The sequence below is a fragment of the Micromonospora echinospora genome, from assembly GCF_900091495.1.
Classification (GTDB): Bacteria; Actinomycetota; Actinomycetes; order Mycobacteriales; family Micromonosporaceae; genus Micromonospora; species Micromonospora echinospora.
In genome coordinates, this window is sequence record NZ_LT607413.1 from 5,875,840 (window position 1) to 5,892,115 (window position 16,276).

Annotated in this window: 11 protein-coding genes and 3 pseudogenes; 7 read left to right on the forward strand and 7 right to left on the reverse strand. The window is 72.2% G+C overall.

The window, feature by feature from the left end; genetic code table 11:
- Positions 1-51 precede the first annotated feature (51 nt).
- Positions 52-945, forward strand: coding sequence for an ABC transporter ATP-binding protein (locus tag GA0070618_RS25260; RefSeq protein WP_088983847.1), 894 nt, complete (start codon positions 52-54; stop codon positions 943-945).
- The gene (locus GA0070618_RS25265; RefSeq protein ID WP_088983848.1) at positions 942-2,018 is read left to right on the forward strand and encodes an ABC transporter permease; all 1,077 of its coding nucleotides are present in this window, start codon (positions 942-944) and stop codon (positions 2,016-2,018) included. The genes GA0070618_RS25260 and GA0070618_RS25265 overlap by 4 nt, the downstream gene beginning before the upstream one ends.
- A 51-nt stretch (positions 2,019-2,069) precedes the next feature.
- Here the strand turns inward: GA0070618_RS25265 and cobF are convergent, their stop codons facing one another.
- From cobF to cbiE, 3 genes are read right to left on the reverse strand one after another with little or no spacing between them, the layout of a single operon-like run.
- Entirely contained in the window at positions 2,070-2,840 is a 771-nt protein-coding gene (gene cobF / locus GA0070618_RS25270; protein ID WP_088983849.1) for a precorrin-6A synthase (deacetylating), read from the reverse strand.
- Positions 2,841-2,845: 5 nt separating this feature from the next.
- Positions 2,846-3,616, reverse strand: a complete 771-nt coding sequence (gene cobM, locus GA0070618_RS25275; protein ID WP_088985826.1) for a precorrin-4 C(11)-methyltransferase — start codon at positions 3,614-3,616, stop codon at positions 2,846-2,848.
- Positions 3,613-4,839: a precorrin-6y C5,15-methyltransferase (decarboxylating) subunit CbiE gene (gene cbiE / locus GA0070618_RS25280; protein ID WP_088983850.1), complete on the reverse strand. Its 1,227-nt coding sequence runs from the start codon at positions 4,837-4,839 to the stop codon at positions 3,613-3,615. Before cbiE ends, cobM begins: the two co-directional genes overlap by 4 nt.
- 311 nt (positions 4,840-5,150) lie before the next feature.
- Here cbiE and GA0070618_RS25285 point away from each other — a divergent pair, with 311 nt between their 5' ends.
- The 5 genes and pseudogenes from GA0070618_RS25285 (at position 5,151) to GA0070618_RS25300 (ending at position 11,856) form a co-directional block, all read left to right on the forward strand.
- Positions 5,151-7,181 carry a magnesium chelatase subunit D family protein gene (locus GA0070618_RS25285; RefSeq protein ID WP_088985827.1) on the forward strand — a complete coding sequence of 677 codons (2,031 nt, stop codon included), beginning with the start codon at positions 5,151-5,153 and terminating at the stop codon, positions 7,179-7,181.
- Positions 7,181-7,795, forward strand: a complete 615-nt coding sequence (gene cobO / locus GA0070618_RS25290) for a cob(I)yrinic acid a,c-diamide adenosyltransferase (protein ID WP_088983851.1) — start codon at positions 7,181-7,183, stop codon at positions 7,793-7,795. Before GA0070618_RS25285 ends, cobO begins: the two co-directional genes overlap by 1 nt.
- A pseudogene (locus tag GA0070618_RS34885) lies at positions 7,789-9,180 on the forward strand (cobyrinate a,c-diamide synthase); the annotation flags it as partial. The gene cobO and the pseudogene GA0070618_RS34885, both read left to right, overlap by 7 nt.
- A gap of 114 nt (positions 9,181-9,294) precedes the next feature.
- Positions 9,295-10,038: a uroporphyrinogen-III C-methyltransferase gene (gene cobA / locus GA0070618_RS34890; protein WP_269148509.1), complete on the forward strand. Its 744-nt coding sequence runs from the start codon at positions 9,295-9,297 to the stop codon at positions 10,036-10,038.
- A 534-nt stretch (positions 10,039-10,572) separates the two neighbouring features.
- Positions 10,573-11,856 (forward strand): MFS transporter, encoded by a 1,284-nt coding sequence (locus tag GA0070618_RS25300; RefSeq protein WP_269148439.1) that lies wholly within the window; start codon positions 10,573-10,575, stop codon positions 11,854-11,856.
- A 439-nt stretch (positions 11,857-12,295) separates the two neighbouring features.
- Here GA0070618_RS25300 and GA0070618_RS25305 read toward each other — a convergent pair whose 3' ends face one another.
- From GA0070618_RS25305 to GA0070618_RS25320, 4 genes and pseudogenes are all read right to left on the reverse strand, one after another.
- Positions 12,296-13,450, reverse strand: a complete 1,155-nt coding sequence (locus GA0070618_RS25305) for a serpin family protein (RefSeq protein ID WP_157749009.1) — start codon at positions 13,448-13,450, stop codon at positions 12,296-12,298.
- A 315-nt stretch (positions 13,451-13,765) separates the two neighbouring features.
- Positions 13,766-13,894, reverse strand: a pseudogene (locus tag GA0070618_RS35655) (HD domain-containing protein); the annotation flags it as partial.
- Between the two features lie 146 nt (positions 13,895-14,040).
- On the reverse strand, positions 14,041-15,252 hold the full coding sequence (locus GA0070618_RS25315) for a low temperature requirement protein A (RefSeq protein WP_157749010.1): 1,212 nt from the start codon (positions 15,250-15,252) through the stop codon (positions 14,041-14,043).
- Between the two features lie 204 nt (positions 15,253-15,456).
- Positions 15,457-16,197, reverse strand: a pseudogene (locus tag GA0070618_RS25320) (class I SAM-dependent methyltransferase); the annotation flags it as partial.
- Positions 16,198-16,276 lie beyond the last annotated feature (79 nt).

Below are 16,276 nucleotides of genomic sequence, written 5' to 3' on the forward strand. Positions count from 1 at the left end.
TCGATCGTGCGACGGAGGCTGCCGGGGGCGATCCTGCCTACCGTCGTGGATATGACTTCGCTTCTGCATCTCGAGGCGGTGAACCGCGACTTCGGCGACCGGCGGGTGCTGCGGGACGTCACCTTCGACGTGGCACCGGGCCGCCTGACCGGGTTCGTGGGCGCCAACGGCGCGGGGAAGACCACCACGATGCGCATCATCCTGGGCGCACTCGCCGCCGACTCCGGCACGGTGACCTGGGGCGGCGCGCCACTGACCCGCGACGTCCGGCGCCGCTTCGGCTACATGCCGGAGGAACGCGGGCTCTACCCGAAGATGTCCGTCCGCGAGCAGTTGGTCTACCTGGGCCGGCTGCACGGCCTCGGCGCGGACGCGGTCGCAAGCAACGTCGACGCCCTGCTCACCCGCCTCGGTCTCGGCGAACGGGCCGACGACACGCTGGAGAAGCTGTCGCTGGGCAACCAGCAGCGGGCGCAGATCGCCGCCGCCCTGGTGCACGAGCCGGACCTGCTGGTGCTGGACGAGCCGTTCTCCGGTCTCGACCCGCTGGCCGTCGACACGGTGCTGACGGTGCTGCGCGAGTACACCGAGCGCGGCGTCGCGGTGCTGTTCTCCAGCCACCAGCTGGAACTGGTCGAGCGGCTCTGCGACGACCTGGTCATCATCGCCGACGGCGTGGTGCGGGCCGCCGGTGGACGCGAGCGCCTGCGCCAGACGTACGCCCTGCCCCGGTACGAGATCCGGGTCGACGGCGACGCCGGCTGGCTGCGCGACCAGCCGGGGGTGACCGTGGTCGACCTGGACGGCGCGCACGCCGTCTTCGACCTGGCCGACGGCGTCGACGACCAGTCGGTGCTGCGCGCGGCGCTCGACCGGGGACCGGTGCGCGCGTTCCGTCCCCTCACCCCGTCCCTGGCCGAGATCTTCCGGGAGGTCACGCGATGACCACGTTCGACGCCGTCCGCATCGTCGCGGCCCGGGAGATCCGGGTCAAGCTGCGGGACAAGACGTTCATCTGGAGCACCGTCGTCTTCCTGCTGATCGCGGTGGCCGCGACGGTCCTGCCGGGCATGTTGGGCGGCGGTCCGTCGTCGGTGGCCGTGGTCCAGGGCGCGACCGCCACGGCCCTGTCCGACGCGGGACTCGACGTCCGTACGGTCGGCGACGACGCGGAGGCCGAGCGGCTGGTGCGTGACGGCGACGTGGACGCGGCGGTGGTCGCCGGCCCCCGGGTGCTGGCCATGGACGACGAGCCGTCGGAGGTGGTCGACGCGCTCAGCGTCCGCCCGGCCGTCGAACTGCTCGACCCGAACGCGGTCGACCCGGCGCTCGCCTTCCTCATCCCGTACGCGTTCGCGTTCGTCTTCTTCATCACCTCGCTGACGTTCGGGTTGCAGATCGCGCAGAGCGTCACCGAGGAGAAGCAGACCCGGATCGTGGAGATCCTGGTCGCGGCGGTGCCGGTCCGGGCGTTGCTGGCCGGCAAGGTGGCCGGCGGGACCCTCCTCGCCTTCGGGCAGATCGCGCTGATCGCCCTCGTCGCGTACGTCGGGGCGTCGATCGCCGGCGCGCCGGGCGACGTGCTGTCGCTGCTCGGCCCGGCGATCGGCTGGTTCCTGCCGTTCTTCGTGGTCGGGTTCGTGATGCTGGCCGCGTTGTGGGCCGCCGTCGGCGCGCTCGTGAGCCGGCAGGAGGACATCGGCGGCGCGTCCACGCCCATGCAGATGGTGGTGATGCTGCCGTTCTTCGCGGTGGTGTTCCTCCAGGACAACCCGACCGTCATGACGATCCTGTCGTACCTGCCGGTGTCCTCGCCGATCGCGATGCCGGTGCGGCTGTTCACCGGCGACGCGGCCGGCTGGGAGCCGTTCCTGTCGTTGGCGATCCTCGCGGTCACCGCGGTGGCGATGGTGTTCGTCGGCGCCCGCATCTACGAGGGGTCGCTGCTGAAGACCGGTGGCCGGATCCAGTTCGCGGCGGCGTGGCGCGACCGGGAGGCCACCCGCCTGGCCGACTGAGCCACGTGCCGGACCGCCGGGGCGCTCCCCGGCGGTCCGGGCGCGACCCGGTCAGCCGGCGGTGACCGGGTCGCGGCGGCGCAGCAGGTAGGTGTCCATGATCCAGCCCTTGCGCTCGCGGGCCGCCCGACGGGTCTCGACGATCTCCGGTGCCACCTCGGCCAGCGGTCCGGCGACCAGGATCTCGTCGGCCGTGCCGAGGTACGCCCCCCAGTAGATGTCGAGGTCCTCGCCGACGTGCCGGGTAAAGGTGCAGTTGGCGTCGAGCATCACCACGATGTCGTCCACGTCCGGCGGCAGCCCGTCGGCGATCCGGCGGCCGGTGGTCACCAGGAACGGCCGACCGACCCGGTTGAGCCCGATCCGGTGCCGGGCGGCCAGCGTGGACACGCTGCTCACCCCCGGCACGACGACGTGGTCGACGTCGAGCTTCCCCCGCGCCTCGATCTCCTCGACCACCGCGAGGGTGCTGTCGTAGAGGGCCGGATCGCCCCAGACCAGGAACGCGCCGGTGCCGCCGTCGGCGAGGTGCTCGGCCATCGCCGCCTCCAGCAGGTCGGCCCGGTCCCGCCGCCAGTCGTCCACCGCCCGGACGTACCCCTCGGCGGTGCGGTCCCGGTCCGGGTCGCGGACCTCCACCACCCGGTGGTCGTCCCGGGCGAAACGACGCATCAGCTCCTGCCGCAGGGCGATCAGGTCGTGCTTCTCCGCGCCCTTGTCGAGGACGAAGAAGACATCCGTCCGGCCCAGGGCCTCCGCCGCGGCCAGGGTGAGCTGGCCCGGGTCACCCGCGCCGATACCGATGATCAGGATTGTCCGCACGGCGCTCAGTGTGCCCCAGGCAGGCGACGCTTCGCCGCCCGGTCCCGGTCCGGGGAGTAGAGGTAGCTGTCCGGGAACGCGTCGGCGGCCAGCACCCGACCGACGATGATCACGGCGGTCCGGCGTACCCCGGCCTGCTCGACCTTCTCGGCGATGTCGGTCAGGGTGCCGCGCAGGATCACCTCGTTCGGGCGGCTGGCGTTGGCCACCACCGCGACCGGGCAGTCCGCGCCGTAGTGCACGGCGAGCTGGGCGGCCAGCTCCCGGGTCCGGGCGACCGCCAGGTGCAGCACCAGGGTGGCCCGGCTGCGGCCGAGTTCGGCGAGGTCCTCCCCGGGCGGCATCGGCGTGGACCGGGCCTGGGTGCGGGTGAGGATCACCGTCTGACCGACCGTCGGCACGGTCAGCTCCCGGCCCAGCGACGCCGCCGCGGCGGCGTACGACGGCACGCCGGGCACGATCTCGTACGGCACACCGGCCGCGTCGAGCCGGCGGACCTGCTCGGCCACGGCGCTGAACACGGCCGGGTCACCGGAGCAGAGGCGGGCGACGTCCTCCCCGGCGGCGTGCGCCGAGGTCATCTGCGCGACGATCTCGTCGAGGGTCAGGTCGGCGGTGTCGACCAGCCGCGCCCCGGGCGGGCAGACGGCGAGCAACTCGTCCGGGACCAGGCTGCCCGCGTAGAGGCAGACCCGGGCGCGGGCCAGGATCCGCTGCCCCCGGACGGTGATCAGGTCGGCGGCGCCCGGTCCGGCGCCGATGAAGTACACGGTCACGGCCGTACCACCGCCCACTGCACCAGGGGCCGGGCCGGTTTCCAGCCGGTGAACCCACCCAGCGGCGCGGCCCGGTCCACCGCCAGACGGGTCAGGTCGCCGCCGAGCCGGGCGGCCCGTTCGCCGAGCTCCCGCTCACCCTCCAGGGTGACCGCGTGCGCGACCAGCCGGCCGCCGGGGCGCAGCGCGTCCCACACGACGTCGAAGAGCCCCGGCGCGCTGAGTCCACCACCGACGAAGACCGCGTCCGGGGTGGGCAGGTCGGCCAGCGCCTCCGGCGCCCGGCCCTGCACCACCCGCAGGTGCGGCACGCCGAGCGTGCGGGCGTTAGCGGTGATCCGCGCGACCCGTTCCGGCCGCCCCTCCACCGCGATCGCCGCCGACGCCGGGTCGGCCCGCAGCCACTCGATGCCGATGCTGCCGCAGCCGGCGCCGACGTCCCAGAGCAGCTCACCACCGGTGGGGGCGAGACGGGACAGGGCCAGCGCGCGGGCCTCCCGCTTGGTCAACGCCCCGTCGTGGTCGAACGCGTCGTCGGGCAGCCCCGGCACCGTCGACAGGGGCCGCGTGCCGTCGGCGGCGACCACCCGGACGGCGACCACGTTGAGCGGGTCGCCGGGGGCTGCCGTCCACTTGCCGGCCGTGCCGTCGACGCGCTGCTCCCGGTCCGCGCCGAGCGCGGCCAGGACGGTCAGTTCGCTGGGGCCGTACCCGGCGTCGGTCAGCGTCCGGGCCAGGGCGGCGGGGGTGTGCGCGTCGTTGCTGAGCACCAGCAGCAGCCGGCCGGGGACCAGGTCACGGCGGACCCGGTCCAGGTCCCGCGCGACGGCGCTGTGCACGGTGACCCGCTCCACCGGCCAGCCCATCCGGGCACAGGCCAGCGAGATCGCCGACGGGTGCGGCACGGTGCGCACCCGGTCCGGTCCGAGCAGCCCCACCAGGCGGGTGCCGATGCCATACCACATCGGGTCACCGCTGGCCAGGACGCAGATCCGCCGGTCGGCGTGGGCGGCGAGCAGGCCGGGCAGGGCGGGCAGCAGCGGCGTCGGCCAGGGCACCCGCTCGGCCCGGACCGACTCGGGGAGCAGGTCGAGGTGGCGTCGGCCGCCGACGACGACCTGGGCGTCCGTCACCGCCCGCCGGCCGGCCGCGCCGAGGCCGGTCCAGCCGTCGGCGCCGACGCCGACCACGGTGACCGGGTCCAGGGTTGTCGAGAGGCTCACGCGGCGAACGGTAGCCGAGGATGATCGGCACCTGTCGTGGCGGGGGTGGATGTGACATCATCTGCGGCGACGGCACGGTGAGGAACACCGGTGGGTCGGCCCGGAGGGTCGGCGAATCCGGGGCGGTCCCGCCACTGTGATCCGTCCGGCGGGGTCGCCGGGCGGAGAGCCAGACACTCGCCTCGCCGTCTCGTGCCGCCGGCGGAGACTCCTTGCGGTGGCGCGGTCGTTGACCGGTCGCGGGCGAGGAGACCCGTGCGAGGTGAAAGGTGCTGACCGTGCGGTCGTACCCGTTCTCCGCCGTCGTCGGAATGGACGACATGGCGTTGGCCCTCAGTCTCTGCGCCGTCTCGCCCGGGATCGGCGGGGTGCTGGTGCGGGGCGAGAAAGGCACCGCCAAGTCCACCGCGGTCCGGGCGTTGACCGCGCTGCTGCCCCCGGTGGAGGTGGTGGCGGGCTGCCGGTTCTCCTGCGACCCGGCGGCGGCCGACCCGCGCTGCCCGGACGGCCCGCACCCCGAGCCGGTGGCCGCGCAGGTGCGGCCCGCCCGGCTGGTGGAGCTGCCGGTGGGGGCCAGCGAGGACCGGGTCCTCGGCGCGCTGCACCTGGAACGCGCGCTCAGCGAGGGCGTCACCGCCTACGACCCGGGCCTGCTGGCCGGCGCGCACCGGGGCCTGCTCTACGTCGACGAGGTCAACCTGCTGCACGACCACCTGGTCGACGTGCTGCTCGACGCGGCGGCGATGGGCCGCGCCACGGTGGAGCGGGAGGGCGTGTCGGTGACGCACGCCGCCCGGTTCGTCCTGGTCGGCACGATGAACCCCGAGGAGGGGGAGCTGCGTCCGCAGCTGCTGGACCGGTTCGGCCTGACCGTCGAGGTCGCGGCCAGCCGGGACCCCCAGGTGCGGGCCGAGGTGATGCGGCGGCGGCTGGCGTACGAGGCCGACCCGGACGCCTTCGCCGCCCGGTACGCCGACGCCGACGCCGCCCTCGGCGAGCGGGTCGCCGAGGCGCGGGCGCTGCTGCCGAAGGTCGAACTCGACGACGACACCGTGCTGCGCATCGCCGCGCTCTGCGCCGCCGCCCAGGTCGACGGGATGCGCGCCGACCTGGTCATCGCCCGGACCGCGATGGCGCACGCCGCCTGGTGTGGACGCACCGACGTGCAGGTGGGCGACGTGCGGGTGGCGGCGCGATTGGCGCTGCCGCACCGGCGCCGTCGTAACCCGTTCGACCCGCCCCAGCAGGACGAGGCCGAACTCGAACGCGCGCTGCACGAGGCGGGCCTGGACGAGCCGCCCCCACCGCCGGAGGACCCGGAACCGCCGGAGGGCCCCGACGGGCCGGGCGGACCGGACGACCCGGACGGCCCCGAGGATCCCGGTGGTCCCGGGGGAGCGGGCCCGGACGACTCCACCACCGGCGACGAGACCCCACCGGACGGCCAGCGCACCGGCGGCGAGCCGTCCCCGTCCGGCTCCGGCCCGGCCGCCGACACGCCGCCGACGCCGGCCGGTGCCCCGTACCGGGCCCGGCTGTTGACCGTGGCCGGCACCGGAGCCGGCACCGCCGGGCGTCGCTCCGCCGCCGTCACCTCCGTCGGCCGGACCGTCGGCACGGTACGCCCCAACGGTCCCGCCTCCGGCCGCCCGCACCTGGTGGCGACGCTGCGCGCTGCCGCGCCCCACCAGCGGGCCCGGGGGCGGCGCGGCCCCGGCGTCCTGGTCCGGCCCGGGGACGTCCGCCTGCCGGTCCGGCAGGGCCGGGAGAGCAACCTGATCCTGTTCTGCGTGGACGCCTCCGGCTCGATGGGGGCGCGGCAGCGCATCGGCGCGGTCAAGGCCGCCGTGCTCTCCCTCCTCCTCGACGCCTACCAGCGGCGCGACAAGGTGGGCCTGGTCACCTTCCGGGCGACCGACGCGGAACTGACCCTGCCCCCCACGTCCAGCGTGGACGTGGCCGCGGCCCGCCTGGAGGCCCTGCCGACCGGCGGGCGGACCCCGCTGGCGGAGGGGCTGCTGCGCGCCCGCGAGGTGCTGCGCGTCGAGGCGATCCGGGACCCGCGCCGCCGGCCGCTGCTCGTCGTGGTCACCGACGGGCGGGCCACCGCCGGCCCGGAGGCCCTGTCGCGCGCCATGCGCAGCGCCCGGCTGCTCGCCGCCGACGGCGTACCGGCCGTGGTGGTCGACTGCGAGCAGGGCCGCATCCGGATGCGGCTGGCCGCCGAACTCGCCGCGACCCTGGCCGGTGAACATCTGCCGCTGTCCGACGTCGCCGCGCCCACCCTCACCCAGGCGGTGCGCTCCCGCACCGCCACCCGACACGGAAGCGGGGCAGCCTGATGCCACAGGGCCAACCGGTCGCCGTCCCCGACGACGGTCTCACCACCCGGCAGCGGCGCAACCGGCCGTTGCTGATCGTCCACACCGGTGCGATGAAGGGCAAGTCGACCGCCGCGTTCGGGCTGGCCCTGCGCGGCTGGAACCAGGGCTGGTCGATCGCCGTGTTCCAGTTCGTCAAGAGCGCCAAGTGGACGGTGGGGGAGGAGAACGCCCTCACCACCCTCGGCCGGGTGCACGAGGAGACCGGCCAGGGCGGTCCGGTGTCCTGGTACAAGATGGGCGCCGGCTGGAGCTGGAGCCGCACCCAGGGCACCGAAGCCGACCACGCCGCCCAGGCCGCCGAGGGCTGGGCGGAGATCAAGCGCCGGATCGCCGCCGACGAGCACGACCTGTACGTGCTCGATGAGTTCACCTACCCGATGAAGTGGGGCTGGGTCGACGTCGACGACGTGGTGGCCACCCTCGCGGAGCGTCCCGGCCGGCAGCACGTCGTGATCACCGGCCGCGACGCGGACCCGCGACTGGTCGCCGCCGCCGACCTGGTGACCGAGATGACCAAGATCAAGCACCCGATGGACTCGGGTCAGAAGGGCCAGCGGGGGATCGAATGGTGACCGCGCCGCCCCGGATCCTGGTCGCCGCCCCGGCTTCCGGACAGGGCAAGACCACCGTCGCCACCGGCCTGATGGCGGCCCTGCGGCAGCGTGGCCTGACGGTCAGCGGCCACAAGGTCGGCCCGGACTACATCGACCCCAGCTACCACGAACTCGCCACCGGCCGCCGGGGCCGCAACCTCGACCCGTTCCTCCAGGGCGAACAGCGCATCGTGCCGCTCCTGCTGCACGGCGCGACCGTGGGCACGCCCGCCGACGTCGCGGTCATCGAGGGCGTGATGGGCCTGCTCGACGGGGCCGTCGGCCGCGCCGGCTTCGCCTCCACCGCCCACGTCGCCCGACTCACCCGCACCCCGGTGCTGCTGGTCGTCGACGTCTCCGGCACGTCCCGCAGCATCGCCGCGCTGGTGCACGGCTTCGCCACCTTCGACCCGCAGCTCACCGTCGCCGGGGTGATCCTGAACAAGGTGGGCTCCGCCACCCACGAGGCGGAGATCCGCGAGGCGCTGGTCTCCACCGGCGTGCCGGTGCTCGGCGCGCTGCGCCGGGACGCCGCCCTGGACACCCCCAGCCGACACCTCGGGCTGGTGCCGGTCGCCGAACGGGCCGCCGCGGCCCGCCGTACCGTGGACGCGCTTGCCGCCCACGTCGCCGCCGGGGTCGACCTCGACGCGGTGCTCGCCGTCGCCCGCCGCGCGCCCGCCCTGACCGGCCCGGCCTGGGACCCGGTCGCCGAACTCGGCGGGTTCACCGCCGACGCGACCGTCGCGGTCGCGTCGGGCGCGGCGTTCACCTTCCGGTACGCCGAGACCGACGAACTGCTCTCCGCCGCCGGCCTGCGCCTGGCGACCGTCGACCCGCTGCGCGACGAGGCGCTGCCCGCCGACTGCGCCGGGCTCTACCTGGGCGGCGGCTTCCCCGAGGTGTACGCCGCCGACCTCTCCGCCAACCAGCCGATGCGCGCGGCGGTGGCGGCCGGCGCCGCCGCCGGCCTGCCCGTGGTGGCCGAGTGCGCCGGCCTGCTCTACCTCGCCCGGGAACTCGACGGCGCGCCCATGACCGGGGTGCTCGACGCCACCGCCCGGATGACCGACCGGCTCGTCCTCGGCTACCGGGAGGCCCGCGCGGTCACCGCCGGCGTGCTCACCGACGCCGACGACCTGGTCACCGGGCACGAGTTCCACCGCACCCGGGTCGACCCGGTCGGCGAGCCGGCGCACGCCTGGCGGTTCCGGCCCCGCCCGTCGGTCGCCCACGGCACCACCAGCCATGCGGTGGACGGCTTCGTCACCGGCTCCGACGGCAGTGTGCACGCCTCCTACCTGCACGTGCACTGGGCCGGTCACCCCCGGTTGGCCGCCCGGTTCGCCGCCGCCGCGCACCGGCACCGCACCGGCACGTCGATCCCCGTGCCGCGCCACCCCTTGGAGGACACCGTGGTCCCGGTGCCCACGTCGGACGTGCCCGCGTCCACCCCGGACGCCCCGGCCACCGGCCGGGTGACCCTGGTCGGCGCCGGCCCCGGCGACCCCGACCTGATGACCCGACGCGGACTCGACCGCCTCGCCGAGGCCGACGTCGTGGTCGCCGACCGGCTCGTGCCGCACGCGCTGCTGCGCGAACTGCGGACCGGCGTGCGGGTGATCGACGTGTCCAAGGTGCCCCGCGGCGCGTTCGTCCCGCAGGAGCGGATCAACGAGATCCTCGTCGAGGAGGCCCGCGCCGGCCACCAGGTGGTCCGGCTCAAGGGCGGCGACTCGTTCGTCTTCGGCCGGGGCATGGAGGAGGTCCAGGCCTGCCAGGCGGCGGGCGTCCCGGTCGAGGTGGTGCCCGGCATCTCCAGCTCGATCTCCGTACCGGAGCTGGCCGGGGTGCCGGTCACCCACCGGGGACTGACGCAGGGCTTCACCGTCGTCTCCGCCCACCTGCCCCCGGGCGATCCGGGCAGCACCGTCGACTGGGCCGGGGTGGCCCGCGCCAACACCACGATCGTGCTGCTGATGGCGGTGCAGACCCTGCCCGACGTCACCGCCGCGCTGATCGGCCACGGCATGGACCCGGCGACCCCGGCGGCCAGCATCGAGAACGGCGGCACGCCGGCGCAGCGGGTGCTCACCGGCCGACTGGACGAGATCGCCGAGGTCGCCGCCGCGCACCGGCTGCGCCCACCCGCCATCACGGTGATCGGCGAAGTCGCCGCGTTCGCTCACACCGCCCACCCGGCACCGGCGGCCACCGGCTGACCCGTTCGTGCAGACAGGGGGCACCGGGTCGATCCCGGTATCGCCCATGCAGGCCGAAGGCCACTTCCGATCGAGGAGGTGGCCTTTCTGCTGCTCGTGCAGCAGTACGTCGGTGGCCGAGGGAATCGTCGAGCCGTTTGCGGGCGTCCCGGGTCACGGTGGACGACACCGGATGTAGATCTCTATCTGGTCGCCGACCTATGAAAAGCATCTCAGCTGCTCGACCATTCGAGCGTCTGATGACGAGTGCCGGGGCTGGGCTTCTGGCCCTGCCCCGGCGCCTTTCGGAGGGCTACATGAAGTGCGTCGAGCCGATAACTTGATCTGTCGTTGGACCAGGAAGGGGGCGATCAGATCCCGTTTTGGCGAACGCCGCATTTTTCGACACCGCTCTGGGGAAGGCGCTCGGGGTGGCGCGCAACGAGTAGTTCTCCGTCTATGTGCTCGGCGCAGGCGGGCTATCCGCAGCCGGCCGACACTCTCTGCTACCCTCCGATCACAAATATCCGAGGTTGGCTGTCAGTGGGAGTGCGGATGGAAGCATCGGGGAACAGCCCCCACCGAGGGCTAGCAGGTGACAGGGCTTTTAGGGCCTATGTCGCTGGCCAAGCGGTGTCGAGCTTCGGGACGTTCATGGAATACACCGCGCTCTACTGGCTGGTCAACCGAGTGGCGGAAGGAAACGCTCTAGTCCTGTCCCTCGTGGCGGCGGTCCAGTTCGTGCCCATGCTGGTGTTGAGCCGACCGGTTGGGCGGGCGGTCGGTCGGATGTCACGTCACCGCACGCTCCTTATCACCCAGTTTGCTCAGATGGCGGTGTCAGTCCTGCTTGCGGTGCCGTTGCTCATCTTCGGCTGGGCTAGTGTCTGGTGGATCGGCGCGACGGCCTTGCTGCTCGGGTGTGTCCACGTGGTCGATTCTCCAGCGCGACAAATGTTCATGAAGGATCTCGTCGGTATTGAGCGGTTGCGTCGTGCGGTTGGCACCTACTCCACGGCCGTAGGCGGGGCCCGTATCGTCGGCCCGGCTGCGGCCGGATTCCTGATTGCCGGCATCGGCGAGGGGTGGGTGTTTCTCCTCAACGCCGTGTCGTACCTGGCGGTGGTCTTCTCTCTGAATTACGTGCGACGCGTGCGTGGCGATTCGATCGGTGGCGCGACGGTCACCGGCCAAAGATCCAGCGGCGGGGCGCGGCTCACCCGGATCCCCCAGGCGATCCGTCCAGCGCTTCTGCTCACCTTGCTGCTTGGCGGTTTCGCCTACCAGTTCCAGATCACCGGCCCGTTGATGGTTGTCACGGTTTTGCATGACGACTCCGTTACCTACGGGTTGATCGGCATGTGCACTGCAGTAGGTGCGATCGTTGGTAGCGTCGTCTCGGCCCGGCGTTCCGCACCCACCACCGGCGAGTACGTGACCTGGTCAACTGCGTTTGGAGTTATGGCTCTGTTCGCCGCGATGGCCACTAATTCCGTCTGGTTTGGTGCCGCGATGGCCGGCGTTGGAATGGCGCTTTCCCTTTTCACCACGACCGTCGTCGTTTTCATCCAACACCGCGCCACTGACAGCGAGCAGGGACCGGCGCTGGCTGCCTATAACGCTGCGTATATGGGGTTCATCCCTCCCGGGGCCGTCGTCGTGGGTGCTATCGCCGAATACCTTGGTGTCCGCTGGGGCATCGCGCTGCCGTCAGTCGCGCTCCTGGTGGCCGCCGGATACGCGGCGATCAAGCTCCGGACAACGCCGACCACCCGACCTGAGGAAGATGCGGAAGCGAGCACCGATCTGCTCGCCCGTAATGTCCACGAAGCATTATGATCTCTGATCCGATTCTCACCCATTCGTCGAAGACAAGGGCACCTGGACTACTGGGCGCGTACTCCGATCCTGCCCAGAGCTACCTGGCGGGATGCCACGGCCGACTTTTTCGGGGTGACGGATGTACTCGCGACCTTGACTGGCAGCGCTCTTCGGCCGCCTCATGTCCGGTTAGTTGAGGGAGGTCGGCCCGTCTCGGCGGAGCGCTTCACTGACGCGGTGCACATTGCCCACGGCATCATCACAGACGCCGTTGGCCCCGAGCGTCTGCTGTCTGAGTTCCGGCAGGGCGCTACGTTGATGCTTGACCTTCGGCCTTGTCATCACCGCCAACCACCGTCGACATCCTGACTTGCCGCGATCCGCTCGTCCCGAGGGTCACGAGTGTCCCCGGCTCGCGGCGCGGATGAACCGGCGGCGTCGGCTGATTCCGGTCCGGTCAGGCGGGGCCGGTGACCAGCGGGTCGTGGACCCGGCCGAGGAACAGTGGTACGCCGGTGAGCCGGTCGTGGACGACGTACAGGAATGGCCGGTTGACGAAGAACTGCGGCCCTTGCGGGATCGACGGCGGCCGGATGATGACGGCCGACGCGGCTGCGGCCTCGGTGCCCTTCTCGTCCACCGCGATGAACGTCTCGTGCGCCACGTCGTCGATGCGCAGGGCCGGTTCGGTGCTCATGGCGGTGAAGTCGGCCTGTGACGTGAATGCCGTGGGCATGCCGAGGCTGCCCAGTGCGGCACGCAGCTCGACTGGTAGGCGGAACGTCCACCGGGGCAGGCGCAGTTGGACGTCGGTGGTTCGGAACCCGGTCAGCAATGCGCCGAGCCATGTCGCATCGAGCTTCGCCTCGACCGCCGCGAGATCGTCCCGGGTCGGCATGACGATCGCCATGGCAAGCCCGTCGCCCGAGTACGGCACGTCGACCGCACGCCACCCGTCCCCTTCGAGGTACCCCATCCTGTCGAAGGGCCCACGCATGACCGGAACGTCCACAACGGTGCCGTCATCCCGGGTGAACGGCCCCGCCGCCGTGGCCGTCACGGTGAACGGGTACTTCCATGCCGCCCTGAGGTAGGTCGTGTTGGTCAGCATCAGGCTGGTGTCGGCGCTCACGACGCCGGACTTCAACAACTCCGGGATCTTCGCGTTGGTCCGATCGGACACCCAGGCGTTGATCTCCTGGCGGGCCACCTCCGGCGCGCCACGGAAGTCGACCGGGTGCGGCGCGGCACCGTAGTAGCCGGCCAGGGTGTCCCGGAACCCGGGCCGCAGGACCAGGTCGAGGCGTGTCCACAGGGCGTTGGCCGTGGTCAGCCGAGGCTGCTTGATTCCGTCACCGTCTTGGTACCGGCCAGTGAGCGTCTGGTCGACGGTGTTGAACCCGCTGTCGAGCGCGCTGGGCCGCGGATACGGCGCGTGGAGCACCGTGTCCATCTCGTCCGCCGTGGTCGCGCCGGCGCCCGCCCTGGTCATCGCGAGCGCGAGCCCGACCGAGTACGGCGCGCACACCACATTGCCGCCTGCGCGGGACGACGCCAGAGTGCGGTAGAGGTCGGCTGTGAAGCCGCGTACGGCGGCCGCGGCGGCCTGCATCGTGGCGGGGTCGGGGGGTATGCGTACCGTATCCGTCGACGGCGCGCCGGGCCGACGGGGATGACCTGGGGCGGCGGTAAGGGCAGCGGCCGCGAGTGGCACCGACCGCAGAATTGATCGACGCGAGACCATGTGGCGACGGTAGGGCAAGCCCGGTGACGGCCGCCAGGCACAGGTTCCCCTTTAATCGGTATCCGACAATGTGTGTCATGCAGCCGTCCGCCCAGTTGACCGCGCTGGCCGACGCGATCTCCGCCGATCTGGCGATTCCCGGCCGGTGAACGGCCACAGGTGGATGACCAACTGGGTGGCGGCGGCTTCGAGGGTTTCGCCGGCTTCGTATTCGGTGACGGCGGTGGTGCGGGTTTCCTGGGTGTCGTGCAGGACGTAGAGCATCGTGACCCGGGCGGGGTCGGCTCGTTCCATGTCGTCGCTCATCTCCCCGTCGCCGCCCGCGACGTTCTCCGCACCGCCGAAGCACTTCGGCAGGCGAAGTGCCACCCCACCCGGCCGAGACGACACCGGGCGTCTGACCCCAGATTCCGATCACGACGGTCCCGAGCTGGCCGTTCGGACGACGCCGGTCCGATCTAGAGGCCCTCTGGCCGGAAGCCCCCGGCCAGAGCGGCCTCGCGCAGTTCTCTGCGCTGCCGACTGGCGACGAGGACCTCCGTGACGACCAGGCTGACACAGATGGCCGCCAGCAGGCCGAGCGCCACCACCGCCGACAGCTGGCCGGCGGCCGGGACGAGCGCCACGAGCAGCGCTGCGGTGATGAGTCGCGGCAAGACGACCCGTTTGAGCAGGCGGGTGATCCGCAGTTGGAAGCCGACGTGGGAGAGCAGGAACAGGGCTGCTCCACCGTAGAGGGCGTAGGAGGCCAGGCCCTCCAGCTGCACGGGCGAACGGACCAGTTCGTTGGCCTTGATGATCTCCACTACCTTGTGCAGTCCGACGGCGAACAGCATGATGCCGGCGATCATCGGCAGATGCAGGTAGCTGTAGGCGTCGCGGGCGTAGGCGACCCGGCGCTGGACGGGGTTCTGGATCAGCGTCCGTTCGGCGGCGATCGCGACGACGTCGAAGTATGTCCAGCCCAGTGCGGCGGCGGTGACGATGGCGAAGACGAGGGCCGCGATGAGCGATCCCGTCATCGGCACGCTGCTGCTGGTCAGGCCAACCGCGATGAGCGTCTCGCCCAGGGCGACGAGCACGATGAGGCCGTGCCGCTCCGCCCAGTGCCGGGCCGAGATGATGTGCCACCCCCACGACCGCATCACCAGCGCGCGGCCGTAGTCGATGATGACGGCGAGCACCCAGAGCCCGGTCTGGCTGGCCCTGACCAGCCACGGGTCGTCGAACAGTCGCTGCGGCACGACGGCGGCGGAGAGCAGGAGGACGGAAGCGACGAACAGCGGCGCGGCGATCACCAGGACGATGCGCGGTCTCGTGTCGGGAACGGCGTACCAACGCAGCGCCAGGTGCACCAGCCGAACGACCACGAAGCACGCCACGAACACCACCGGACCGGAGATTGCCGCGCCCCGGAGGTCGGTGAACGCCTGCCGGACCGCCACCGCCATCACCAGGGTGACCACCGTGACGAACAGCAGCGCGATCCGGATCAGCCCGACCCGGGTCTGGAGGCTGTTGCCCAACCAGGCATAGATGGACCACGTCGACCACAGCAGGGCCAGCGCGAGCATCCCGTTGAGCACACCGTGACCGGTGAAGTCGTCGTCCATCAACTCGACGACCTGGATGAATGCGAGGACGAACACCAGATCGAAGAAGAGTTCCACGCTGGTTACGCCGACGCCCTCGCGGAGCGGTCGAACGCCGCGCGGCGCTCGCGCCGGCCTGTCGTCGGATGTTCCGTCCTCCTCACCCACCACAGGGCAGATTGTGGCAGCGGGCCGTACCGAAGATGCTCGAATCACTGATCGTGGACGCGCGACCAGGGGCCCGTGGCGGGGGAGCTGACGTCGTGCCCGGGCGTGGCGGGATCAGGCGACGAGCAGGCGAAGGCCGAGCTCGGCGGCGTCGAGGTCGACGAGTTCGCGGTTGCGTTCCGCCCAGCGGCCCGAGGCGAGGTCGGTCCGGAGGTCGTGCACTGCCCGCTGCTCGGCCTCCGGACCGACCCTGGTCCAGACCGACACTCCGCGACGGACGTTCTCGTCGAGATACGCCTTGGGTCGCCGCCAGTAGGCCTCGAAGAAGCCGTCGACGCAGTCCCACGGGACGGGCACCGGCTCCGTGCGGGCCCCGATCGCGTCGGCCAGTTCGGTCAGCGAGGGTCGGCCGGCAACGAGGTCCGCGACCTCGGGCAGGTAGTCGCGCGTCAGCCAGAAGCGCCGGAGCCATCCGGCGTCACTGGTGTCGTGCGTGAACACCACCACGCGGCGGGCGACGCGCTGCATCTCGCGCAGACCCGCGATCAGGTCCGGCCAGTGGTGGACGGTCGCGAAGGCCATCGCCGCGTCGAAGGACTGGTCGTCGAACGGCAGGCGTTCGGCCGATCCCACCAGGCACGGCGGCGCTCCCGGAAGACGCTGCGACCGCATGAGCGCCGACGGTTCCACCGCGAGGACGTACCGGTCGGTGGGCTCGTAGGAGCCGGTGCCGGCCCCGACGTTCAACACCGTGCGCGCGTCGCCGAGCGCAGCCCAGACCCGTGCGGCGATACGCGGCTCGGTGCGCCGCGTCACGGTGTACGTCGCTCCGATGGTGTCGTACAGCTGCGCGCCGGACATGTCGCTGCCTCTCTGGCCGTCACGATCCCCGGATGCCCTGTCACGGGGGCACCGCTTCGTCACGTTAACCGTT

Coding starts and splice junctions, on each gene's coding strand:
- cobO (WP_088983851.1), top strand. CDS start 7,181: ATGCCACAGGGCCAACCGGTCGCCGTCCCCGACGACGGTCTCACCACC.
- GA0070618_RS25260 (WP_088983847.1), top strand. CDS start 52: ATGACTTCGCTTCTGCATCTCGAGGCGGTGAACCGCGACTTCGGCGAC.
- GA0070618_RS25265 (WP_088983848.1), top strand. CDS start 942: ATGACCACGTTCGACGCCGTCCGCATCGTCGCGGCCCGGGAGATCCGG.
- GA0070618_RS25300 (WP_269148439.1), top strand. CDS start 10,573: ATGGAAGCATCGGGGAACAGCCCCCACCGAGGGCTAGCAGGTGACAGG.
- GA0070618_RS25285 (WP_088985827.1), top strand. CDS start 5,151: ATGGACGACATGGCGTTGGCCCTCAGTCTCTGCGCCGTCTCGCCCGGG.
- GA0070618_RS25305 (WP_157749009.1), bottom strand. CDS start 13,450: ATGCAGGCCGCCGCGGCCGCCGTACGCGGCTTCACAGCCGACCTCTAC.